General features: G+C 65.7%; 19 protein-coding genes and 4 tRNA genes. 2 read left to right on the forward strand and 21 right to left on the reverse strand.

From position 1 onward, the window contains the following. Window positions 1–40: 40 nt before the first annotated feature. The 19 genes from rpoC to frr form a co-directional block, all read right to left on the reverse strand. Entirely contained in the window at window positions 41–4264 is a 4224-nt protein-coding gene (rpoC, locus tag NOV65_RS07935; protein ID WP_257305605.1) for a DNA-directed RNA polymerase subunit beta', read from the reverse strand. A 42-nt stretch (window positions 4265–4306) separates the two neighbouring features. Continuing rightward, complete coding sequence (gene rpoB, locus NOV65_RS07940; RefSeq protein WP_257305607.1) at window positions 4307–8701, reverse strand: DNA-directed RNA polymerase subunit beta; 4395 nt, start codon at window positions 8699–8701, stop codon at window positions 4307–4309. 370 nt (window positions 8702–9071) lie between these two features. Then, a complete protein-coding gene (rplL, locus tag NOV65_RS07945) occupies window positions 9072–9449 on the reverse strand; it encodes a 50S ribosomal protein L7/L12 (protein ID WP_257305610.1) in 378 nt (125 codons plus the stop codon). A gap of 55 nt (window positions 9450–9504) precedes the next feature. Next, the gene (gene rplJ / locus NOV65_RS07950; RefSeq protein ID WP_257305612.1) at window positions 9505–9993 is read right to left on the reverse strand and encodes a 50S ribosomal protein L10; all 489 of its coding nucleotides are present in this window, start codon (window positions 9991–9993) and stop codon (window positions 9505–9507) included. Window positions 9994–10003: 10 nt separating this feature from the next. Next, the gene (rplA, locus tag NOV65_RS07955) at window positions 10004–10696 is read right to left on the reverse strand and encodes a 50S ribosomal protein L1 (protein WP_257305614.1); all 693 of its coding nucleotides are present in this window, start codon (window positions 10694–10696) and stop codon (window positions 10004–10006) included. Between the two features lie 135 nt (window positions 10697–10831). Then, a complete protein-coding gene (rplK, locus tag NOV65_RS07960; RefSeq protein ID WP_257305616.1) occupies window positions 10832–11263 on the reverse strand; it encodes a 50S ribosomal protein L11 in 432 nt (143 codons plus the stop codon). Window positions 11264–11428: 165 nt separating this feature from the next. Next, window positions 11429–12067 carry a transcription termination/antitermination protein NusG gene (gene nusG, locus NOV65_RS07965; RefSeq protein WP_257305619.1) on the reverse strand — a complete coding sequence of 213 codons (639 nt, stop codon included), beginning with the start codon at window positions 12065–12067 and terminating at the stop codon, window positions 11429–11431. Between the two features lie 13 nt (window positions 12068–12080). Beyond that, on the reverse strand, window positions 12081–12275 hold the full coding sequence (gene secE / locus NOV65_RS07970) for a preprotein translocase subunit SecE (protein ID WP_257305621.1): 195 nt from the start codon (window positions 12273–12275) through the stop codon (window positions 12081–12083). A gap of 69 nt (window positions 12276–12344) precedes the next feature. Beyond that, window positions 12345–12420: transfer RNA gene (locus tag NOV65_RS07975), tRNA-Trp, on the reverse strand. A gap of 54 nt (window positions 12421–12474) precedes the next feature. Further along, entirely contained in the window at window positions 12475–12624 is a 150-nt protein-coding gene (gene rpmG, locus NOV65_RS07980) for a 50S ribosomal protein L33 (RefSeq protein ID WP_257305623.1), read from the reverse strand. Window positions 12625–12656: 32 nt separating this feature from the next. Next, window positions 12657–13850, reverse strand: coding sequence for an elongation factor Tu (gene tuf / locus NOV65_RS07985; RefSeq protein WP_257305625.1), 1194 nt, complete (start codon window positions 13848–13850; stop codon window positions 12657–12659). Between the two features lie 52 nt (window positions 13851–13902). Beyond that, window positions 13903–13977, reverse strand: a tRNA-Thr gene (locus NOV65_RS07990). A 74-nt stretch (window positions 13978–14051) separates the two neighbouring features. Beyond that, window positions 14052–14127, reverse strand: a tRNA-Gly gene (locus NOV65_RS07995). A gap of 48 nt (window positions 14128–14175) precedes the next feature. Beyond that, window positions 14176–14262: transfer RNA gene (locus NOV65_RS08000), tRNA-Tyr, on the reverse strand. Window positions 14263–14418: 156 nt separating this feature from the next. After that, window positions 14419–15156: a 23S rRNA (guanosine(2251)-2'-O)-methyltransferase RlmB gene (gene rlmB / locus NOV65_RS08005; protein WP_257305626.1), complete on the reverse strand. Its 738-nt coding sequence runs from the start codon at window positions 15154–15156 to the stop codon at window positions 14419–14421. Between the two features lie 23 nt (window positions 15157–15179). Next, window positions 15180–16565, reverse strand: coding sequence for an OmpP1/FadL family transporter (locus NOV65_RS08010; RefSeq protein WP_257305628.1), 1386 nt, complete (start codon window positions 16563–16565; stop codon window positions 15180–15182). 111 nt (window positions 16566–16676) lie between these two features. Further along, complete coding sequence (locus NOV65_RS08015) at window positions 16677–16964, reverse strand: hypothetical protein (RefSeq protein WP_257305630.1); 288 nt, start codon at window positions 16962–16964, stop codon at window positions 16677–16679. A gap of 80 nt (window positions 16965–17044) precedes the next feature. Continuing rightward, entirely contained in the window at window positions 17045–17818 is a 774-nt protein-coding gene (locus NOV65_RS08020) for a TSUP family transporter (RefSeq protein WP_257305632.1), read from the reverse strand. Between the two features lie 4 nt (window positions 17819–17822). Beyond that, window positions 17823–18398 (reverse strand): ribosome recycling factor, encoded by a 576-nt coding sequence (frr, locus tag NOV65_RS08025; protein WP_257305634.1) that lies wholly within the window; start codon window positions 18396–18398, stop codon window positions 17823–17825. Between the two features lie 90 nt (window positions 18399–18488). Between frr and NOV65_RS08030 the strand changes: the two genes are divergently transcribed. Further along, on the forward strand, window positions 18489–19382 hold the full coding sequence (locus tag NOV65_RS08030; protein WP_257305636.1) for an alpha/beta hydrolase: 894 nt from the start codon (window positions 18489–18491) through the stop codon (window positions 19380–19382). A gap of 26 nt (window positions 19383–19408) precedes the next feature. Here the strand turns inward: NOV65_RS08030 and aceA are convergent, their stop codons facing one another. Then, window positions 19409–20683 carry an isocitrate lyase gene (gene aceA / locus NOV65_RS08035; RefSeq protein WP_257305638.1) on the reverse strand — a complete coding sequence of 425 codons (1275 nt, stop codon included), beginning with the start codon at window positions 20681–20683 and terminating at the stop codon, window positions 19409–19411. A gap of 153 nt (window positions 20684–20836) precedes the next feature. On the opposite strand from aceA, the gene NOV65_RS08040 reads away from it, so the two are divergent. After that, complete coding sequence (locus NOV65_RS08040; protein ID WP_257305640.1) at window positions 20837–22279, forward strand: helix-turn-helix domain-containing protein; 1443 nt, start codon at window positions 20837–20839, stop codon at window positions 22277–22279. Here the strand turns inward: NOV65_RS08040 and NOV65_RS08045 are convergent, their stop codons facing one another. After that, the gene (locus tag NOV65_RS08045; protein ID WP_257305642.1) at window positions 22280–23359 is read right to left on the reverse strand and encodes an acyltransferase family protein; all 1080 of its coding nucleotides are present in this window, start codon (window positions 23357–23359) and stop codon (window positions 22280–22282) included. Window positions 23360–23370 lie beyond the last annotated feature (11 nt).

Genomic DNA, 23370 nt, shown 5'->3' on the forward strand with positions numbered 1-23370 from the left:
GGGATCGCTCCCGCCCTTGCTGGTGCTGTGAAGATTGCGGCTACAGGTCTTCGCCGTCGATCTCGGTCATGCCCTGGAGCTCTTCGACGTGCTGCGCCATGCGGGCGTATTCGTCGTCGAAGTCCTCGCCGCCCTGGAACTCGTTCGGGGTGGGCTCGGGGTACTCGCCCTCCTCAATCTCCAGGTTGCGGTAGTGGACCATGCCGGTGCCGGCGGGGATGAGCCGGCCCAGGATGACGTTCTCCTTGAGCCCGCGGAGGTAGTCCACGCGGCCTTCCAGCGCGGCCTCGGTGAGGACGCGGGTGGTCTCCTGGAAGCTGGCGGCGGAGATGAAGCTCTCGGAGGTGAGCGCGGCCTTGGTGATGCCGAGCAGCAGGGGCTCGCAGGTGGCGGGGGTGCCGCCATCCTTGAGGGCCTGCTCGTTGATCTCCTTGAAGCGGTGCTTGTCCACCTTCTCCTCGACGATGAGCGGGGTGTCGCCCACGTCGGTGATCAGGACCCAGCGCATCATCTGGCGGATGATCACTTCGATGTGCTTGTCGTTGATGACCACGCCCTGGGCCCGGTAGACCTCCTGCACTTCGTTGACGAGGAAGGCCTGGAGGGCACGGTCGCCCTGGACCTTGAGCAGATCATGGGGGCTGACGGCGCCCTCGGTGAGCTTCTCGCCGGCGCGGATCTCATCGCCGTCCTGCACCTGGATGTGCTTGCCGCGGGGGATGAGGTATTCACCCTTCTCCCCGGTCTCCGCCTCGACGATGACCTTCTGGTTGCCGCGGACGCGGTTGCCGTACTTCGCGATGCCGGTGACTTCGCTGATGATGGCTGGTTCCTTGGGCTTGCGGCCTTCGAACAGCTCGGTGACGCGCGGCAGGCCGCCCGTGATGTCGCTGGTCTTGGCCTGCTGGCGGCTGGTCTTGGCGATGACGTCGCCGGGCAGCAGTTCCTGGCCCTCTTCCACTTCGATGTAGGCGCCGGTGGGGATGTTGTAGCGCTTGAGCACCTTGTGGTTGTCCCCCTTGACGTTGATGTGGGGGTGGATCTTGTCGTCGGTGGGATCAATGACCTTCTTGCGGAAGTTGCCGGAGATCGGATCCTTTTCTTCCTGGTACGAGACGTTGACTTCGAATTCCTTGAAGTCCGCGACACCGCCCACTTCAGTGAGCAGCACGTCGTTGTAGGGATCCCACTCGGCGAGCACAGTGCGGGGCTCGACGGCCTCCTTGTCCTTGACCTTCAGGATGGCGCCGGAGGTGATCTTGTAGCGCTCGCGCTCGTTGCCGTCCGTGTCGGTCACCAGGAGGTAGCCGTTGCGGGTGAGGGCCACGGTCTCGTCCTTGCGGTTGACGACGGTGCGGCCATCGAGGCCTTCATACCGGACGATGCCGGCGATCTGGGCCTCGTGGGTGCTCTTCTCGGAGGTGCGGCTCGCGGCGCCGCCCACGTGGAAGGTACGCATGGTGAGCTGGGTGCCGGGTTCGCCGATGGACTGCGCGGCGATGACGCCCACGGCCTCGCCCAGATCCACCAGGCGGCCGGTGCTGAGGTTCAGGCCATAGCACTTGGCGCAGATACCGCGGCGGGCTTCGCAGGTGAGGGTGGAGCGGATCTTGACCTTGGCGATGCCGCTGGTCTCGATCTTGAAGGCCAATTCTTCGGAAATGAGGGTGCCCGCGGGGGCCCGCACGATCGTGGGATCGTAGGGATCCACGATGTCCTCGAGGCAGACGCGGCCCATGATGCGGTCGCGCAGGCGGGAGCGGATGGTGCCGTCGCTGTTGACGATGGCCTCGACCTCGATGCCGCCGAGGGTTTCGCAGTCGTCCTCGTTGACGATGACGTCCTGGGCCACATCCACCAGCTTGCGGGTGAGGTAGCCGGAGTCGGCCGTCTTCAACGCGGTGTCCGCCAATCCCTTACGGGCACCATGGGTCGAGATGAAGTACTGCAGAACGGAGAGGCCTTCCTTGAAGTTCGCGGTGATGGGCGTCTCGATGATGTCGCCGCTGGGCTTGGCCATGAGGCCACGCATGCCGGCGACCTGGCGGATCTGCGTCTTGGAACCACGGGCGCCGGAATCGGCCAGGATGTAGATGGAGTTGAGGAACGTGTCGTTCTCGTTCCGCTTCTCCAGTTCCTTCATCATGTCGCTGGCCACCTGGTCGCTGGTCTTGCCCCAGACTTCCAGGATGCGGTTGTAACGCGTGGACGAGTCGAGGCGGCCCTCATAGGCCTCCTTCTCGATGGCGCGGACATCCTCGGTGGCCTTCTTGAGCAGCTTGGCCTTGGTGTCAGGCACGACGAGATCGTCGATGCCCACGGACACGCCGGCCTTCATGGCCCACATGAACCCGGTGTCCTTCATCGCGTCGAGCATGCGGATGGTGACTTCGGGGCCGTTGAGCTTGTAGGCGCGGTTCACGAGGGAGAGCAGGCCCTCCTTCTTGAGCAGGCCGTTGATGAAGGGCAGCTCGGCGGGCAGGGCGCGGTTGAAGAGCACGCGGCCCACGGTGGTGGTCTTGATCTGGTTCTTCACGGTCTCGGCGGGGGCCTCGAAGACTTCCTGTTCGGAGTTCTTCTTGGGATCCTTCGCGTGCCAGGCCTCGGTATCCACCCATTCGCCGGTGTAGCGGAGCTGGATGATGGCGTGGGTATCGACCACGCCGGCCTGATGGGCGGCGACCACGTCATTGACGTTGCCGAAGACCATGCCCTCGCCCTTGCGGTTGAGCCGCTTCTTGGTGAGGTAGTAGCCGCCGAGGACGATGTCCTGACTGGGCACCACGTTGGGGCGGCCGTTGGCGGGGTTGAGGATGTTCTGGGTGGACATCATCAGCACCTTGGCCTCGATCTGGGCCATGGGGCTGAGGGGGACGTGCACGGCCATCTGGTCGCCGTCGAAGTCGGCGTTGAAGGCGGTGCAGACCAGGGGATGCAGGCGGATGGCCTTGCCTTCGACCAGCACAGGCTGGAAGGCCTGGATGCCGAGGCGATGCAGGGTCGGGGCGCGGTTCAGCAGGACCGGGTGGTCCTTGATGACCTCTTCCAGCACATCCCAGACTTCAGGACGGCCTTCTTCGACCATTTCCTTGGCCTGGCGGATGGTGGCGGCGAAACCCTTGTGCTCGAGCCGATTGAAGATGAAGGGCTTGAAGAGTTCCAGCGCCATCTTCTTGGGCAGGCCGCACTGGTGCAGCTTGAGGTCGGGGCCCACCACGATGACGGAGCGGCCCGAGTAGTCCACGCGCTTGCCGAGCAGGTTCTGGCGGAACCGGCCCTGCTTGCCCTTGAGGGCGTCGCTGAGGGACTTGAGGGGGCGGTTGCTGACGCCGCGCAGGAGGCGGCCGCGCTTGCCGTTCTCGAAGAGCGCGTCCACAGCCTCCTGCAGCATGCGCTTCTCGTTGCGCACGATGACATCGGGGGCCTTGAGTTCCAGGAGCTTCTTGAGGCGGTTGTTGCGGTTGATGACGCGGCGGTAGAGGTCGTTCAGGTCGGAGGTGGCGAAGCGGCCGCCGTCGAGGGGCACCAGGGGGCGCAGCTCGGGGGGCAGCACGGGCACCACGTCGAGGATCATCCACTCGGGCTTGTTGCCGGAGCGATGGAAGGACTCGGCCACCTTGAGGCGCTTGGCGACCTTGCTGCGCTTCTGGCTGGAGGTTTCCTTCTTCATCAGGTCGCGGAGCTCGATGGTGAGCGCCTCGATGTCCACCTGCTTCAGCAGTTCCTTGATGGCCTCGGCGCCCATCTGGGCCTTGAAGCCTTCACCGTGGATGCTGCGGGCCTCGCGGAACTTGTCCTCGTTGAGGATCTCGCCTTCCTTGAGGGGGGTGCCGCCGGATTCGGTGACGGCATAGGCCTCGAAGTAGAGCACGCGCTCCAGATCCTTCAGGGGGATGTCCAGCAGGTAGCCGATGCGGCTGGGCACGCCCTTGAAGAACCACACGTGGCTGACCGGGCTGGCCAGCGCGATGTGGCCCATGCGCTCGCGGCGCACGGACTTCTTGGTGACTTCGACGCCGCACTTGTCGCAGGTGACGCCCTTGAACTTCTGCCGCTTGTACTTCCCGCAGAGGCATTCCCAGTCGTTCACGGGGCCGAAGATGCGGGCGCAGAAGAGGCCGTCGCGCTCGGGCTTCAGGCTGCGGTAGTTGATGGTCTCGGGCTTGGTGACTTCGCCCTTGGACCAGGAGCGCATCTTGTCCGGGCTGGCCAGGGACACCCGGATGCACTCGTAGGCGTTGATGTTCTGCTGCTCAGGATACATGGTGACCTCTCAGGATTCGTCGGGAACGGAAGCGGAAGGAGATCAGCCTTCGATGGAGAAGGCCGCGGGCTCTTCCTCCACCAGGCCTGGATCCAGCTCGTCGCGGGTGAGCATCTCGACATCGATGCAGAGCGCGTTGAGTTCCTTCTTCACGACGTTGAAGCTCTCGGGGAGGCCGGGATCCTTGATGGTCTCGCCCTTGATGATGGCCTGGTAGATCTGGGTGCGGCCGTGCATGTCGTCGGACTTGTAGGTGAGGAGTTCCTGCAGCACGTGCGCCGCGCCGTAGGCTTCCAGCGCCCAGACTTCCATCTCGCCGAAGCGCTGGCCACCGAACTGGGCCTTGCCGCCGAGAGGCTGCTGGGTGATGAGGCTGTAGGGCCCAATGCTCCGGGCGTGGATTTTGTTGTCCACCAAGTGGTGGAGCTTGAGCATGTAGACGCAGCCCACGTTCACGGGCTGCTCGAAGGCCTCGCCGGTCATGCCGTCGAACAGCATCGTCTTGCCGGTGACATCGGGGCCCAGCTTGTTGTTCTTCTCCCAGGCCTGGGTGAGGAAGCCCTTGATGTCGGCTTCCCGGGCGCCGTCGAAGACGGGCGTGGAGAAGTGGACGCCGAGGGTCTTGCCGGCCCAGCCGAGGTGGCACTCGAGCACCTGGCCGATGTTCATACGGGAAGGCACGCCGAGGGGGTTCAGCACGATGTCGACGGGGCGGCCATCGGGCAGGTAGGGCATGTCCTCCACGGGGAGGATGCGGCTGACCACGCCCTTGTTGCCGTGGCGGCCGGCCATCTTGTCACCGACCTGCAGCTTGCGCTTCACGGCCACGTAGCACTTCACGGTCTTGAGGACGCCGGGCATGAGCTCGTCGCCCTTGAGCAGGCGTTCCATGCGCTCGTCGAGGATGTTGCGCAGGACCTTGAGCTGGCTCTCGGTCTTGTCGAGGATGTCGAGGACTTCGGTCTCGATGCGGCTCTTGCCGGCGGCCACGGAGATCTGCCGGAAGCGGTGGTAGGACACGGCTTCGAGCATGTTCTGGGTGAGCTTCTTGCCCTTGGGCAGCAGCTCCTTCTGGCCCTTGTCGTCGGTGAGGGCCTCGGACAGCTCCTTGCCCTTCAGCAGCGCCACGATCTTCTTCTTGGCCTCGGCGCGGATGATGCGCTCTTCGTCGGAGAGATCCTTCTCCCACTTGGCGATCTGGTCGCGCTCGATCTGCTGGGTGCGGAGATCCTTCTCCTGGCCCTTGCGGGTGAACACCTTGATGTCCACCACGGTGCCTTCGATGCCCGGGGGCACGGTCAGGCTGGCATCCTTCACGTCGCTGGCCTTCTCGCCGAAGATGGCGCGGAGCAGCTTCTCCTCGGGAGAGAGGATGGTCTCGCCCTTGGGCGTGACCTTGCCCACCAGGATGTCGCCGTGGCGCACGGTGGCGCCGGTGCGGATGATGCCGCTGTCGTCGAGGTTCTTGAGGGCCTCTTCGCGGACCTGGGGGATGTCGCGGGTGATCTCTTCGGGGCCCAGCTTGGTGTCGCGGGCGTGGACCTCGAACTCCTCGATGTGGATGGTGGTGTAGAGGTCTTCCTTCACCACGCGCTCGGAGATCAGGATCGCGTCCTCGAAGTTGTAGCCGCGCCAGGGCATGTAGGCCACGACGAGGTTGCGGCCCAGGGCCAGCTCGCCGTGATCGGTGCAGGGGCCGTCGGCGAGGATCTGGCCCTCGGTGACGTACTCGCCCTTCTTCACGAGGGGGGTCTGGTTGAGGCAGGTGTTCTGGTTGCTGCGGGCGAACTTCACCAGGGTGTAGATGTCCACGCCGGATTCGACACCCTCGGTCTCGGGATCGTCCTCGACGCGCACCACGATGCGGTTGGCATCCACGGTCTCGACGATGCCGGAGCGGCGGCACACGACGCAGGCGCCGGAATCCTTGGCGGCCACATATTCCATGCCGGTGCCCACGATGGGGGCCTCGGTGCGGATGAGGGGCACGGCCTGGCGCTGCATGTTGGCGCCCATGAGGGCGCGGTTGGCGTCGTCGTTCTCGAGGAAGGGGATGAGCGAGGCGGCCACGGAGACCACCTGCTTGGGGCTCACGTCCATGAGCGTGACCTTGTCGCGGGTGAGGATCTTGGTCTCACCGGCGACGCGGACGGTCACGTCCTCGTCGAGGATGGCGCCATCGGCGTCCACGGGGACGTTGGCCTGCGCGATGACGTGCTCGTCCTCTTCCCAGGCGGACAGGTAGAAGGCGTGCATCTCGAACTTGGCGGCGCGCTTGCCGGCCTTGGCCAGCTTCTTGTTCTCGGCTTCCAGGTCGTCGAGGCGGACCACGTCCATGTAGCCGAACTTGGAGTCGCCCACGCTGGTGACCTTGGCGAAGTGGACGATGCGGCCGTTCTCCACCTTGAGGTAGGGGCTCTCGATGAAGCCGAACTCGTTGATGCGGGCGTAGCAGGAGAGCGAGCTGATGAGGCCGATGTTCGGACCTTCAGGCGTCTCGATGGGGCAGATGCGGCCGTAGTGCGAGGTGTGCACGTCGCGCACCTCGAAGCCCGCGCGGTCGCGGCTGAGGCCGCCCGGTCCGAGGGCCGACAGGCGGCGCTTGTGGGTGATCTCGGACAGCGGGTTGGTCTGATCCATGAACTGGGAGAGCTGGCTGCTGCCGAAGAACTCCTTCATGGCCGCGATGACCGGCTTGCTGTTGATGAGGTCGTGGGCCTGCAGGGGGCTGTTGGGATCCTGCGCGATGCTGAACTTCTCCTTGATGGCCCGCTGCACGCGCACCAAACCGACGCGGAAGCCGTTCTCCAGGAGCTCACCCACGGACCGCACGCGGCGGTTGCCCAGGTGGTCAATGTCATCGGCGCGGACGGGGGCGATCTCGCCGATGTCCTGCCGGGTGGTGTCGTACTTCTTCAGACGCAGCAGGTAGTGGACGGTCTTCACGAAGTCGTCCGTGCCCAGGGTGCGGAAATCCAGGTCGGTGCCCAGGCCCAGCTTGGCGTTGATCTTGTGGCGGCCCACCTTGCTGAGATCGTACTTTTGGGGGTCGAAGAACATGCCGAAGAGCAGCTTCTTGCTGGATTCCAGCGTGGCGGGCTCGCCCGGCCGGATCTTCTTGAAGAGCTCCTTGGCGGCCTCTTCGCTGTCCTCGGTGTGATCCTTGGCCAGGGTCTCGGAGAAGACCTTGCCGGTGAGGTCGGCCTCGGGGAAGCAGACGTCGAAGGACTGGATGTCGTTGGCCAGGAACATCTCGAGGTGGGTCTGGAGGAAGGGCTCGTTCGCTTCCATGAGCACTTCACCGGTGCCCATGTTCACGATGTCCTGCAGCAGCACGGCGCCATCGAGCATCTCGCGCTCCACGGGCACGTCCTTGATGCCGGCCTTCTCCATCTGCTCGAGCACGCGGCGCGTGATCTTCTTGTCCTTGGGAAGGATCTCTTCCTTGGTCTTGGGGTGCTTCACGGCCTCGCCGAGCTTGCGGCCCGCCAGCAGATCGCTTAGGGCCACGCTCAGCTTGCCCTTCTTGAGGAAGAAGGTGGCGGGAGCGTAGAAGTGGCGGAGCATGGCCTCGTTGGAGCCGAGGTCCTCATTGAACAGGCCGAGGGCGCGCATGAAGGTGGCGCCAAGGAACTTGCGCTTGCGGTCGATGCGGGCGTAGAGCAGGCCCTTGGAATCGAGCTCGAACTCGATCCAGGAACCGCGGTAGGGGATGATCTGGGAGCTGTAGAGGCTCTTGTCGGAGGCGATGCTGAAGAAGACGCCGGGGCTGCGGTGCAGCTGGCTGACGATCACGCGCTCGGTGCCGTTGATGATGAAGGTGCCGCGGTCGGTCATGATCGGCAGGTCGCCGAAGTAGACCTCCGAATCCTGGCTCTGCTTGAAGCGGCGGTTGCCCTTGTCGTCCTTCTCGAACTGGTTGAGACGCACGCGGATCTTCAGGGGGGCGGCCATGGTGGCGCCGCGCTCGACGCACTCGTCCATGCCCATCTTCTGCTTCATCGAGACGGGCTCTTGGCACACGTCACAGATGGTGGCGGCGTTCTTGTTGCGGGTGCCGCACTTGGGGCAGTCCACCGTGGGATCCTTCGGGTGGTCCGACACGATGCTGTGGCCGCACTGCTTGCAGGCGGTGCGGAGGTGTTCGAGGCCCAGGTACTTTTCGCACTTGCAGGCCCAGTGGCCCACGGTGTAGTCGAGGAACTCGACTTCGAGGGTGGCGTCGGTGCCGTCCGGGTTCTTGCCGTTGTGCACGGGGAACATGGACTCGAACACGGCCTTGAGGCCGCGCGTTTCCCGCTCGCTGTGGAGCAGGTTCATCTGGAGAAACTCGTCGTAGCTTCGCTTCTGGATGTCGATCAGGTTCGGAATGGGGACCAGGGACCGGATCTTCGAGAAGTTGTGGCGCTGGCGGTAGATGTTCTGCTGAACACTCATGGTTCGCTCCAGATGAAGTTGGCGGAACCTTCTATGAACGGCACGCGGCGGAATCAGGCTATGCTGCGGGCCTTGAGCAAAGACGGCGGTGCCCCCAGAGCCACGGCCCCGGGGAAGGGATCAGAGGTCGGCGACGCGAACCAGACAGGCATGCACACCGAAGGCCACCCCGTCACCCGTAGGTGGAGGGAGCGGCCCAACAAGGTGATTGGCGCTGCGGCGGAAGGCGTTTCGCAACCAGGGGCCTTTAAAGGTGGCGGGACCGCCCGAGGGATCGGGCGGAAGGAATAATCGTACCATGTCCAGACAAAACCGCAAAGCGCAAGGTGCGGGACGCACCCTACGCTTTGCGTTAGTGCAGGAAAAGGAACTACTTGACCTCGACCTTGGCGCCGGCGGCTTCGAGCTTTTCCTTGATCTTGGCGGCCTCGTCCTTGGCGACGCCTTCCTTGACGGCCTTGGGAGCGCCGTCAACGAGATCCTTGGCCTCCTTCAGGCCCAGGCCGGCGACGATCTCGCGGACGGCCTTGATGACGTTCAGCTTGTTGGCGCCGGCGTCGGTCAGGATGACGTTGAACTCGGTCTGCTCTTCAGCAGCGGCGGCCGGGGCGCCAGCGCCAGCGGCGGGGGCGGCCATGGCGGCGGCGGACACGCCGAAGCGGTCCTCGAGGGCCTTGACCAGGTTGGCCAGGTCGAGCACGGTCATGGTTTCGATTTCAGCGATGAGCTGATCAGCGGTGAGAGCCATGATGGTCTCCTACATGCAAAATGAATGGTTTTGGATTCGGGGTTGAGGGTGCGTCTTACTCGCCGGCCTTCTGCTTGCGGATGCCCTCGAGGGCGACCGCCAGACCGGAGATCGGATAGGTCATGAGGTAGAGCAGCTTGGCGATCAGCACTTCGCGGCTGGGCAGCTCAGCCAGAACCTGGAGCTGCTTGGCGTCGATCTGCTTGCCATCCATGATGCCGGCCTTGAAGGTGGCAGCGGGATTATCCTTCAGGAAGCCATTGACGGCCTTGGCCAGGGCGATGACATCTTCCCTGGTGGTGGCGACGGCGCTGGCGCCCTTGAAGTGATCACCCAGCGCGGCGAAGGAGGTGTCCTTCACGGCCAGGCGGAGCAGGGTGTTCTTGCTGACACGGTACTGAGCCTTGCTCTCGCGGATGCTCTTGCGGAAGGCAGTATCCTTGCCCACCACGAGGCCCCGGAATTCGATCACGACAGCCGAGGTGGCAGTCGAGAAGGTTTCCTTGAGCACGGCGACTTCGGCGAACTTCTGATTCTTTTCCATGGTCGGCCTCCTACTTCTCAACGCTTGAGGTGTTGAGGGTGACCGAGGGGCCCATCGTGGAGGCGATATACATCGTCTTCACGTACTTGCCCTTCGCCGTGGCGGGCTTGGCCTTGTGGACGGCATCGATGAGCGCCTTGGCGTTCTCTTCCAGCTTCTCGACACCGAAGGAGAGCTTGCCCACGGGCGCGTGGATGATGCCGGTCTTGTCGACGCGGTACTCCACCTTGCCGGCCTTGATCTCCTTGATGGCCTTGACCACGTCGAAGGTCACGGTGCCGGTCTTGGGGTTGGGCATCAGGCCACGGGGACCCAGCACCTTACCCAGCCGGCCGACGCCCTTCATCATGTCGGGGGTCGCGACCAGGGCATCGAAGTCGAGGAAGCCGCCGGCGATCTTCTCCACCAGCTCGTCCCCGCCCACGATCTCGGCGCCCGCCGCTTCCGCTTCCTTGATCTTTTCGCCACCCGCGATCACCGCCACGCGCATCGTCTTGCCCGTTCCGTGCGGCAGGACGATGGTGCCACGGACCATCTGGTCCGCGTGGCGGGGATCCACTCCGAGCCGCATGTGCACTTCAACCGTCTCGTCGAACTTGGCGTAAGCCGCGTCCTTCACGACAGTGAGCGCATCCTTCAGCTCGTAGGGGCGATCTTCGATCTTGGCCGCGGCAGCCCGGTACTTCTTTCCAGGTTTTGCCATATTGGCTCCATTCGAACAATCTCCCGCGATGACGGTCGCGGTGACCGGGATCGCCGCACGGCGCGGCTCTCCAACAAAATCAAAAGCAAGAAAGAACGTCGCGTGGGCCTGGGACCCACGCGAACAAGATCGGCATTAATCGATGACTTCGACGCCCATGGAGCGGGCGGAGCCGGCGATGGAACGGATGGCGGCCTCAAGGCTGCCGGCGGTGAGATCGGGCATCTTCACCTTGGCGATCTCGGCGAGCTGCGCCTGGGTGATCTTGCCGACCTTGTCCTTGTTCGGCGTGGCGCTGCCCTTGGGCAGGCCGAGCTTCTTCATGATCAGGACGGCGGCGGGCGGGGTCTTCAGGATGAAGCTGAAGCTACGGTCGGCGTAGACGGTGATGACCACGGGGAGGGTCGTGCCCTTTTCCACCGAGCCCACGGACTTCGCATTGAACTGCTTCACGAATTCCATGATGTTGACGCCGTGCTGGCCCAGCGCGGGACCGACGGGAGGCGCCGGAGTGGCCTCGCCCGCGGGCAGCTGCAGCTTGATGTAGCCAGTGATCTTCTTTGCCATGGGTCTGCTCCCGCGGAGGATTCCGGCGCATGCCGGCGACGTCCGCCTTGTAGGGTGGGGATCTGTTGGATCGCCCAGCCGGGTTGAAAACGTCCCGGTCCAGACGGACCGGGACGTGAAAGTCTACCTGAAAGACTTGTGAAAGTCTTCAGGAAATATGGGTTCCTACCTCTTCTCCACTTGGATGAAGTCCAGCTCCACCGGGGTGGAACGGCCGAAGACGGTGACCATGACTTTGATGGTCGAACGCTCCTCGTGGATCTCCTCCACGTCGCCCTCGAAGTTGGCGAAGGGGCCGTCGATGATGCGGACCTTCTCGCCCTTCTCGAAGTGGTACTTGGGCTTGGGCTTCTCCTGGGTCTCTTCCGTGTGGTGCATGATCTGGCGGACTTCCTCGTCCGTCAGGGGCGTGGGCCGCTTCTTGTTGGCCCCCACGAAGCTGGTCACCTTGGGCGTGTTGCGCACCAGGTGCCAGTCGGCGTCGGCCATCTCCACGGAGCCGCCGGACTTGCGCTCCACCTGGATCTGCACGAGCAGGTAGCCGGGGAACGACTTGCGCTTCTTGACGACGCGTTCCTTCTTGCCGGACTTGGCGTCGACCTTCATCTCTTCGTAGGTCTCCTCGGGGATCTGGATGTCCCCGAAGTTCGCATCGCGCTCTTCCATCTTGATGCGCTGACGGAGATGCTCCATCACCTTGGCTTCGTAGCCGGAATAGGTGTGGATGATGAACCACTTGAGTTCGCGACCCTGAGGCTCGGCGATGATCGCCGCGTCCTGGGGAGTGCTCATGAGATCGGTCATGGCTGACTCCGGCTCAACGCGTCTTCAAAAAGAAATAGGCGAAGCCCTTGGCGAAGACCCAATCCACGGCCCACAGGTAGACGCCGGTGAAGACCGAGACGATCACCACCGTCCATGTGGAACTCAGGACCTTCTCCTTGCTGGGCCAGTCCACTCGGTCGAGCTCTGCGAACAGATCCCTGGCCTGCTGCTTGATGGCGCCAATCACGATGGACCCCGCGGAAAGGATTCGGTGAGAAAAACCTGGCCCCGGGCTGTATCGCCGGGGCCGGGAAGGTGGCAGGGGAGACAGGCTTCGAACCCGCGACCTGCGGATTTGGAGTCCGCTGCTCTACCAACTGAGCTACTCCCCTGTGGGACCACCCGGCTGTTGGTAGCGCCGGGTGGGAAACCCCTCGACCGGAGACCTACTTCGTCTCGCGGTGAATCTTATACCCACCACAGAAGCGGCAGAACTTGTTGAATTCAAGCTTGCCCGTGGTGGTCTTCTTGTTCTTGGTGGTGCTGTAGTTCTTGCGCTTGCAGTCTTGGCACTGCAGGTGAACGATGTCGCGCATCTGGACCTCCTAAGTCGGAGGGCGGTTCTGGCTTAGGCCAGGATCTCGCCCACGTTGCCGGCGCCCACGGTACGTCCACCCTCGCGGATGGCGAACTTCAGGCCCTTGTCCATGGCGATGGGCTGGATCAGCTCAACCGTCAGGGTGACATTGTCGCCGGGCATCACCATTTCGCGGCCGGCCTCGAGCTCGATGGAGCCGGTCACGTCGGTGGTGCGGAAGTAGAACTGGGGACGATACTTGTTGAAGAAGGGGGTGTGGCGGCCGCCCTCTTCCTTGGTCAGCACGTACACCTGGGCGTTGAACTTGGTGTGGGGGGTGATGCTGCCGGGCTTGGCGAGCACCTGGCCACGCTCCACGTCCTTGCGCTCCACGCCGCGGAGCAGGATGCCGGCGTTGTCGCCAGCCTGACCCTGATCCAGGGACTTGCGGAACATCTCGACGCCGGTCACGACCTTCTTGACGGTGTCCTTGAGGCCGATGATCTCGATTTCCTCGCCGACCTTGACGATGCCCTGCTCGATGCGGCCGGTCACCACGGTGCCGCGGCCGGTGATCGTGAACACGTCCTCGACGGGCATGATGAAGGGCTTGTCGATGGCGCGGACGGGATCGGGGATGTAGGCGTCGACGGCCGCCATGAGCTCGAGGATGCAGGCGCAGTCGGGGTGCTCAGGGGTCTCGGCGTGATCCAGGGCCAGACGGGCGGAACCCTTGATGATGGGAATCTCGTCGCCGGGGTACTGGTAGGAGGACAGCAGGTCGCGGATCTCCATCTCGACCAGCTCGGCGAGCTCGGGATCGGCGATGTCGATCTTGTTCATGAAGACCACGATGTAGGGCACGCCGACCTGACGGGCCAGCAGGATGTGCTCGCGGGTCTGGGGCATGGGGCCGTCGGTGGCGGCGACCACGAGGATGGCGCCGTCCATCTGGGCCGCGCCGGTGATCATGTTCTTCACGTAGTCGGCGTGACCGGGGCAGTCCACGTGGGCATAGTGGCGCTTCTCGGTCTGGTACTCGACGTGGGCGGTGTTGATCGTGATCCCGCGGGCCTTCTCTTCGGGCGCGGAGTCGATCTGGTCGTACGACTTCGTCTCGCCGCCGAACTTCTTCGCGAGGATGAAGGTGATGGCTGCGGTCAGTGTGGTTTTACCGTGGTCCACGTGGCCAATGGTGCCGATGTTGACGTGGGGCTTGGAACGGTCGAATTTCTCTTTGGCCACGGGTGCCTCCTGGAAGGTGGAAGAGAGAATGAAGGTTGGACAGTGCGAAGGGTGGAGCCCACAACCGGGCTTGAACCGGTGACCTCTTCCTTACCAAGGAAGTGCTCTACCACTGAGCTATGTGGGCCTTGAACCTTCCCGCCGTGGTGGAACGCGGCGGGGGTGCCTTGCCGTCAGCCGAAATTCGGCGGACGGGGAGGGTGGAGCGGGAAACGGGGTTCGAACCCGCGACATTCAGCTTGGAAGGCTGACGCTCTACCAACTGAGCTATTCCCGCGGTGGAAACCCGAGATCAGGTTCCAGAGTTCCGGGGTGCCCGGAGGACTGGTGCCGAGAGAAGGATTCGAACCTCCGTAACGCGATGCGTGGCAGATTTACAGTCTGCTGCCATTAACCACTCGGCCATCTCGGCATGCTTGTCCGTCGCCCCTCCCGGGGCTTGTCAATGTTTCCCGGGAGACCCGGAAAACCCCCCTCGGAACCCCTGCCGGGGCTCCGTGTCAGGGGCGCTGCGAGGCAGGGCTTTCCTGACAGGGAACTCGAAAGATATCACGCGTCCAGGAGTGCCTCAAGGGGAAACTTCCCGGGTACGGCACGCCAGCACTCGGAAGAGCGTCACCGCCGCGGCGGCAGAGACGTTCAGGCTCTCGATGCCTCCGGGCATGGGGATGTGCAGCAGGCCGTCGCAACGCTCGCGGATCTTGAGGTGCAGGCCCTCCCCTTCGGCGCCCAACACCAGGACCGTGGCGCGGTCGAAGGGCTCCCGCAGGTAGTCGCGGCTCCCCTCGCCCGCGGCCAGGCCGTAGATCCAGGCCCCGGCCTCCTTCAGGTCGTCGAGGGTGCGGCCCAGGTTCACCACGCGACACACCGGCACGCGACCCGCTGTGCCCGCGCTGGCGCGCACCACCGTTTCGTTCACGGCCGCCGAGCGGCGCTCGGGCAGGATCACGCCATCCACCGCGGCGGCAGCGGCGGAGCGCAGGATGGCGCCCAGGTTGTGGGGATCGGTGATGCCGTCCAAAGCCAGCACCAGCGCGGCTTCACCCTTGGCCTTGAGGCGGGTGACGATGTCGTCGAACTCGGCGTAGGCGAAGGGTCCGCCTTCACCCAGCACGCCCTGGTGGCGCTGCCCCTGGCCCCGGCGATCGAGGCCTTCCATGGGTTCGCGGTGGATGACCACACCCGCGCCGCGGGCCTCGGCGATGAACTTTGCCAGGCGTCCGAACGCGGCGGGGGCGATCCAGACCGTGTGGAGCTCACCCCTGGCCAGGGCCTCCTCGCACGCGTGGGGACCGAGGTAGCGCATCTAGAGCTCCCGCCCAGGCATGATCAGAACGTCTTCCGATAGCCGATGGCCATGAGATGCCCCATGCCCTCCACCTTCACGCGGTTGATGGGCGTGGGCTCGAAGCCCGAGGCGGCCCAGTCTCCCGTCAGGCGCCTCGTGTCGTGGTCCTCGCTCTGGCGGTACTGGTAGCCGATGCTCAGCTCTCCGCCCCAGATCTTGTACCCGGCGCCGATGGAGAAGGCCGCGGTCCGCGCTCCGCCCAGCATGGGTTCGATCATGGATTCCTCCACCGCGCCCTGCTCAAGGGCGAGGCCGCTCCGCAAGGTCCAGTACTTCCCCAGCTCGACTTCCGCCGAGGCGCTGACGCCAAAGTGGCCCTTGCCACGAGGCAGTTCCGCAGGGGCCGTCACCAGGCCCGAAGGGGTGCTCACACTGGCGAAGGCGGGCACCTGCAGGCCGCCGGAGGTCCAGCGGAGATCCGCCTCCCACGTGACCATGGGATGGGCCCGATGGCGGAACCCAATGGTGGTCTGCGAGGGCAGTTCCAGCGTCCTCGAGCCGGCCACCACGGCCGTCGAAGCCCCCAGCAGCGCGGCGGCCCGGGGGGCGGTCCCCACCAGGGGCTGGCTCAGCCCATCGTTGCCGTAGAGGCCCAGGCTGGGATCCCGGAACCCGGCCTGCAAGTTCAGGTCGCCCTTCAGGCCGGACTGGTGCGCAGCGCCCAGCGTCCAGCGCGGGTTGATGGCCCAGCGAAAGCCCAGCGAATAACTCGGAACCACCTTGTTCCCGCTCTGGGCGACCCGCTGCTCCACCAGGCCCTCCACGGGATTGGTCGCCGAGATCGGCTGGGAGGGATCGATGAGCGCGTTGAGGGGCACGCCGAGGCGCATGACACTGCTGGATTCGAAGCTGAGCCTGGCCACGCCGAGGCCCAGGCCAAAGGACATGTTGGGATTGAGGGCCCAGGCCGCCTGCCCTTCCAGGCGATGGGCGGACAGATCGATGCCGTCGCCCAGGTACCGGCTGGGGGCGTTGTCCAGGAGCCTGCCGTGGCGGAGGTACGGCTCGTCCAGCTTCAACCCGAAGGTGAGTGTGGGCGATTGGCGCACGGCCAGGCCGAAGCCCCCGATGACGCGGTTGCGGTCGAAGCTGTATGAGGTGTGCTGGTTCGCTTCCAGGCTCTGCTGGGAAGAGGCGAACTCCATCCCCATGGTCAGGTAGAAGCTGGTCTTTTCTCTGAGCGAGGCCAGCAGGGCGGGATTGGCCGTGGCCGCCTCCAGGCTGTAGCCATAGGCCACCTGGGCCCCGCTGCGGGCGATGCCGACGGGATCGGCGGCCGGAAGGGCCAGGCTCTGCGCTGCCACCGGCAGGGCGGTGGCGCCCAGCATCAGTCCTGCCTTGATCACTCCACGAACTGCCTGCGCCATATCGCCACGCCTCCGAGACACGCTTCTTGAATGGCCCGAACCCGGGAAGGGTTCAAGCCCAAGGCTCCAGGATCGCCAAAAGGGCCGGTTTCACCAAGCGGCGTTTCTGGCTCAGTGTTCGGACTCCCCCATGAACCGCACCAGCAGCCGGTCCACCAGCTCCCAGACCTCCAGGAGGGCCGCCAGGCACATCACCAGCCCGAAACCCAGGGCCAGGGCCCGCCCCCAGGGGCCCATCAAGGCGCGGCAAAGCTCCGGCCAGTGCCAGAAGGCCTGGGGAAGCTTCAGCCGCCCGTAGAAGGCCAGCGTGGAGAGCAGCATCCCACCCCAGAGCAGGTAGAAGAATCTCAAGGTTCGAATGAGGACGTCCCAGGCGAAGGGACGGGGGCGGGAGGGCATCGCATAAGCCTAGGCGGCCGCCCGGGGAATTGGAATGCCCCGTTCAAGGTCCCCGCCGGGGCCAAGCCCAGGAGCACCCGCTAGCCCAGGAGCACCTGCCAGCCCAGGCGCAGGATCAACGCCCCCACCACACTGATGAAGACGGCCCGCACCCAGCGGCTGCCCTTGTTGAGGGCCACGTGGGCGCCAAGGTAACCCCCCACCCCGTTGGCCGCGGCCATGCTCAGGGCCACGGAGGGGATCCAGCTGCCCTGCCACACGAAGAGCGTCATGGCCGTGAGGTTCGAGGCCCAGTTCACGCTCTTGGCCAGGGCCGAGGACCGCAGGAAGTCGAAACCCAGCACCGCCACGAACAGGAAGATCAGCACCGACCCCGTGCCCGGGCCGAAAAACCCGTCGTAGAAGCCCAGGGCTGCCGCGATCAGGGCCGCCAGACCCCGCTGGTGGTGCAGGCCGTACCGGGGGGCGTGCAGGCTGCCCAGCTCCGGTTTCAGCAGGGTGAAGGCCAGCATGGCCACCAGCAGGCCCAGCATGACCGGCCGCAAGAAGTCGGCGTGCACCCGATAGGTGAGCCAGACCCCGCCCGTCGCCCCCAGGGCCGAGGCCAGCACCGGCACCACCATCTCCCGCCAGGAGAGGGCGCCGGAGCGCACGAACTTGCCGGCCGCCATGGTCGTGCCCGTGACCGCCACCACCTTGTTGGTGCCCAGCAGAGTGGGCAGCGGTGTGCCTGCGGGCAGCCCGATCATGAGGGCCGGCACCGTGATGAGCCCGCCTCCGCCCACCACGGCATCGATGAACCCCGCCAGCAGGGCGGCGAGCATCAGGAGGGCGAGGGTGGGAAAGCCGATCACCACCTCAAACTTTCAAAATCTCCGCTTCCTTGTGCTTCAGGGCCTCGTCGATCTCCTTGGTGTGGACGTCGGTGAGCTTCTGAATGTCGTCCAGGGCCTTCTTCGCGGCGTCCTCGGAGATGTGGCCCTCCTTGAGCTTCTCCAGCTTCTTCACATCCTCGTTGGCGTCCCGGCGGATGTTGCGCACACCGGTCTTGATCTCCTCCCCCAGGCGGTGGAGCACCTTCACCAACTCCCGGCGGCGCTCCTCCGTGAGCATGGGGATGGGCAGACGGATAACGTTGCCGTCGTTGCCGGGGTTGATGCCCAGGTCGGACTTGAGGATGGCCGTCTCGACGGCCTTGATGGCGCTCTTGTCGAAGGGGGTGACCACCAGCATCCCGGCCTCGGGCACCGAGACCGTGCCCATCTGGTTCAGGGGCACCATGGACCCGTAGTACTCCACATGCACGTTGTCCAGCAGGCTGGCGTTGGCCCGGCCCGTGCGGATGGTGGCCATCTCCTTCTTGAGCGCCTCCACGGACGCATGCATGCGGCGCTTGGTTTCCTGCAGGATGGCGTCGGGGGTCTGGGCGGACATGGGCACCTCGAAATCGCTTGAGATCTCTTTTATACCCTAGGAATGCATGGTTCCATGCGTGCTAGAGTGGGGCACTTCTCCGAGGTCCCCATGCGCACAACCCGCCTGCTGGCTCCTCTCGCGGCCATGACCATGGTCGCCGCGTTGCCCGCCGCGCCACTCACCGCGCCCTCTTCCACCGACATGGCCCTCACCAGCGCGGACGGCTTCGCCCTCCGGGGCACGCTCACCCTGCCCGCCGCCAAGCCCAAGGCCAAGGTGCCGGTGGTGATCCTCGCCCATCAGTTCAACGCTGATCGCACAGGCTGGGCCCCCCTCACCGAAAGGCTCCTGGCCCGGGGCATCGGCGTGCTGGCCTTGGACCTGCGCGGCCACGGGGAAAGCGTCATGAAGGACGGGACTGAGACCCGGGTCACCGCCAATTTCGCATCCTCGGCCACGGCCGTGGGCTTCGACAAGATTCCTGCCGACCTGGCCCAGGCCGCCGTCTGGCTCCGCAAGCAGCCCGGCGTGGACGGCCGCCGCATCGGCCTGGCCGGCTCCAGCGTGGGCGCCTTCGCGGTGCTCCTGGCCGCCCCGGAAGTGAAGCCCCTGGCGGTCCTCAGCCTCAGCCCCGCCGGCACCGCCGCCTTTGGCGACAGCGCCCGGGACCGCCTGAAGGGCGCCGTGCTCCGCAGCCGGCCCTCCGTACTGGTGTTGGCCTCCAGTGGCGACAAGGACGCCGCCGAGAACGCCCAGGTCGTGAAGGACCTGCCCGGCGTGGCGGTGGATCTGAAGGACGGCGACGCCCACGGGTTCGCCTACTTCAAGGACTGCTCTGATCTCATGGCCGTCTACTTCGGCGAGTACCTCACCTACCATCACACCGGCAAGCGGTACTCCGAAGCCCCTGCCAGGGCCTCCGCAGCCAGCCCCCGTGCGACGGAAGGCGTCATCAACGACCAGACCATGGCCGACAAGAAGGCCGCGGACGCCCCGAAGTAGGGCGCCCGCAGCCATTCCGCCAAGGCCTAGTGGAACTGCTGGGACTCGGTGGAGCCCACCAGGGCCAGGGTGGAGGCCAGGCCGCCGCTGATGGCCTGGGCGACTTCGTCGAAGTAGCCCGTGCCCACCTCGCGCTGGTGCTTGGTGGCCGTGTAGCCGCGTTCCTCGGCGGCGAACTCGGCCTCCTGCAGCCGGGCGTAGGCGGTCATGTGCTCGGTGCGGTAGGCGCTGGCCAGCTCGAACATCCCGTGATTCAGGCTGTGGAAGCCCGCCAAGGTGATGAACTGGAACTTGTAGCCCATGGCGTTCAGCTCCCGCTGGAAGGTGGCGATCTCCTCGTCCGAGAGCTTCTTCTTCCAGTTGAAGGAGGGCGAGCAGTTGTAGGCCAGCAGCTTACCGGGGAACGCGGCGTGGACGCCCTCGGCGAACTCCCGGGCCTCCTTCAGATCGGGCGTGGAAGTCTCGCACCAGATCAGGTCTGCGTAGGGCGCGTAGGCCTTGGCGCGGGCGATGGCCATCTGCACGCCGCCGGTGATGCGGTGGAAGCCCTCGGGGGTGCGCTCGCCCGTGAGGAAGGGCCGGTCGCGCTCGTCGATGTCCGACGTGATCAGGCGGGCGGAATCGGCGTCCGTGCGGGCGATGATCAGGGTGGGCACGTCCATGACGTCCGCCGCCAGCCGGGCCGCCACCAGGGTGCGGATGAAGTGGCCCGTGGGGATGAGCACCTTGCCGCCGAGGTGGCCGCACTTCTTCTCGCTGGAGAGCTGGTCCTCGAAGTGGACGCCGGAGGCGCCGGCCTCGATCATGCCCTTCATGAGCTCGTAGGCGTTGAGGGGGCCGCCGAAGCCGGCCTCGGCGTCCGCCACGATGGGCAGGAACCAGTCGCGGCTCACGCCACCCTCGCCGTGCTCGATCTGATCGGCCCGCTGGAGGGCACCGTTGAGGCGCTTCACCAGGGCGGGCACCGAATTGGCGGGGTAGAGGCTCTGGTCCGGGTAGGTCTGGCCCGAGAGGTTGGCGTCCGCCGCCACCTGCCAGCCGGAGCAGTAGATGGCCTTGAGACCGGCCTTGGCCATCTGGACCGCCTGGCCGCCGCTGAGGGCGCCCAGAGCCCGCGTGGGCTCGTCGTTCTGGAGCAGCCTCCAGAGCTTGCGGGCCCCCAGCTTGGCAAGGGTGTGTTCGATGCGGAGGCTGCCGCGGAGCTTCTTGACGGTCTCGGGACCGTAGGGCCGGGTGATGCCCTCCCAACGGTGGGCCGCGAAGTCGTCCTCGATGGGCGGGATGGGGAACTTGGGGGTCATGAGGCACCTCGTGGTGGGATTGGGGGGTGGCGTTGTGTCAAAGATTGACCTATTCTTTGGTGAGTCAATGAACAGCTGATTTGATAGGGGTTGAACTGAAAATTTCTGTCAATTCTCTCCATTGATTTTGTAAATTGATGTAAACGAGGTCCCATGCCCTCCGCCGCTCCCAGCAAGCCCGCCGCCCGCCTTGGCGCCAAGATCCGCCTCCTCCGCCGCCAGGAGGGGCTCAGTCAGGTGCAACTGGCGGAATCGCTGGGCATCAGCCCCAGCTACCTGAACCTCATCGAGGGAAACAAGCGGCCCCTCACGGCTCCCCTGCTCATCCGGCTGGCCCAGCAGTTCAAGCTGGACCTCAAGGCCCTCGCCCCGGAGGAGGACCAGCGCCTGTCCGACGACCTCATGGAGGCCTTCGGCGATCCGCTGTTCGAATCCCACGGCCTCCAGGCCCAGGACGTCCGCGAGCTGGTCCAGAACAACCCCCAGCTGGCCCGCGGCGTCTTCGAGCTGTACCGGGCCTACCAGCACGCCCAGGACAGCCTGGACACCCTGGCCGCCAAGCTCAGCGACGGGCAGGGCTTCGACCCCGAGGCCACGCGGCTCCCGTCTGAAGAAGTCGGCGACTTCATCCAGCAGGCCATGAACCACTTCCCCGAGCTGGAGACCGCGGCGGAGGAGCTCTGGACCAGCGCCGGCCTGGATGCGGACCAGCCCTACCCGGCCCTGGCGGCGGCCTTCGAGGCCCGGAACGTCCAGATCCGCGTCCACCGCGTGTCCGAGGGGCCCGGCCTGCTGCGCCGCTACGACCCCGACCGCCGGATCCTCAGCCTCTCGGAGCTGCTGCCCCAGCGCAGCCGCACCTTCCAGCTCGCCCATCAGCTGGCGCTGCTGGACCACGGCGACCTGCTGGACCACCTGGCCTCCCACCCCCTGCTGCGCACGCCCGCGTCCCGCGCCCTGGCGCGCGTGGCCCTGGCCAACTACTTCGCGGGGGCGGTGCTCATGCCCTACGAGCGCTTCCTGCGGGCCGCCCGGGCCGAGCGCTACGACATCGACATCCTGGCCCGCCGCTTCCAGACCAGCTTCGAGCAGGTCTGCCACCGGCTGACGACGCTGCGGCGGCCAGGCTCCGAAGGCGTGCCCTTCCACTTCCTGCGCATCGACATCGCCGGCAACATCTCCAAGAGCTTCTCCGCCTCGGGCATCCGCTTCGCCCGCTTCTCCGGCGCCTGCCCCCGCTGGAACGCCCACGCGGCCTTCCTCACGCCGGGCCTCATCCGCACCCAGATCAGCGAATTCCCCGACGGCCGCCGCTACTTCTGCATCGCCCGCACCATCCAGAAGGACACGGGCGGCTACCGCGGCCAGCACGCCATGCAGGCCCTGGGCCTGGGCTGCGAGATGGGCCACGCCAAGGAGCTGATCTACGCCGACGGCCTGCGCCTGGACCAGCCGCCGATCCCCGTGGGCGTCACCTGCCGCCTCTGCGAGCGCACGGACTGCGAGCAGCGCGCCTTCCCGCCCCTGCAGCAGGCTTTCAAGGTGGAGGAGAACCTCCGCCGCACCAGCTTCTACGCGCGGGTCGGCGGGAGCTGATCAGCCCTTCGCGCCCCGCCCCAGCTTCCCCATGGGCTCCTCGATCCACCGGTGCACGGCCCAGGCGGCGAGGATGGCCAGCCCCAGCGCCAGGCTGAAGCCCGGAAGGCCCGAGACCTGCGGTGCCACCAGCTTCATGGTGAAGGGGTGCAGCAGGTAGATCCCGTAGCTCCAGGCGCCCAGGCGGGTGAGTTGCTTCCCGAACCAGCCGGGTTCGCCGTCCCGGGTGAAGGCGGCCAGGGCCACCAGGCCCGTCACCGCCAGCAGGTAGCCGTAGCGCAGCCAGCCCGTGAGCGCCGCCAGGTGATCGAAGAACCGCGGCGTGGGCTTGATCAGCAGCCAGACCAGCGGCAGCGCCAGCAGCAGAGCCAGCTTGGGTTCCAGACGCTTCTCCGTGCCGGCGTGGAGTCCCGCCAGCAGGGCGCCCCAGGCCAGCAGGAACACCTGGTTGGGGGCCAGCACGTAGGTGTGGAAGCGGTTCCACAGAGGTTGTCCCATCACGCCGTGCAGGGTCGAAGGCAGGCTCCAGGCCCAGAGACCCAGGGCCAGGGCGGCGAGGAAGACCAGTCCACCCCGGGGCCCAGCCTTCTCCCGCAGCCAGGCCAGCAGCGGGTAGGCGAAGTAGAGCAGGGCCACCAGCCCCACGTACCAGCCGCCCGTCACCAATGCGTGGTTGGGATGGATGGCCCCGAAGGTCAGCGTCAGGTTCTCGAGGATGAACCGGAGGGAAACCTCGGGCCCCATGCCCAGGCCCAGGCTCACGTTCAGGGCACAGACGAGATAGAACACCGGCGCCAAGCGCAGGAAGCGTCGCAGCCAGAAGCGGCCCGGCCTCTCCTTCCGGACGCGGCTCCAGGGCGTGGTGCGGAACAGCACGAAGCCACTCAGCACGAAGAAGCCCGACACGCTGTAGTTCCCCAGGCGTGCCATGGCGATGTTCGCGCCGCCGCCCGACTGCGAGATGTTGAACCACACGCCCAGGTGGTACACCGCCACGCACAGGGCCAGAATCCCGCGGAGGGGATCCAGCAGGCCGAAGCGGGTGGGACGGGGTTCCACGGGCGCGCTGATCAGGACCATCCTCCGCTGGG

It is taken from the genome of Geothrix campi (assembly GCF_024609265.1).
GTDB classification, from domain to species: Bacteria; Acidobacteriota; Holophagae; order Holophagales; family Holophagaceae; genus Geothrix; species Geothrix campi.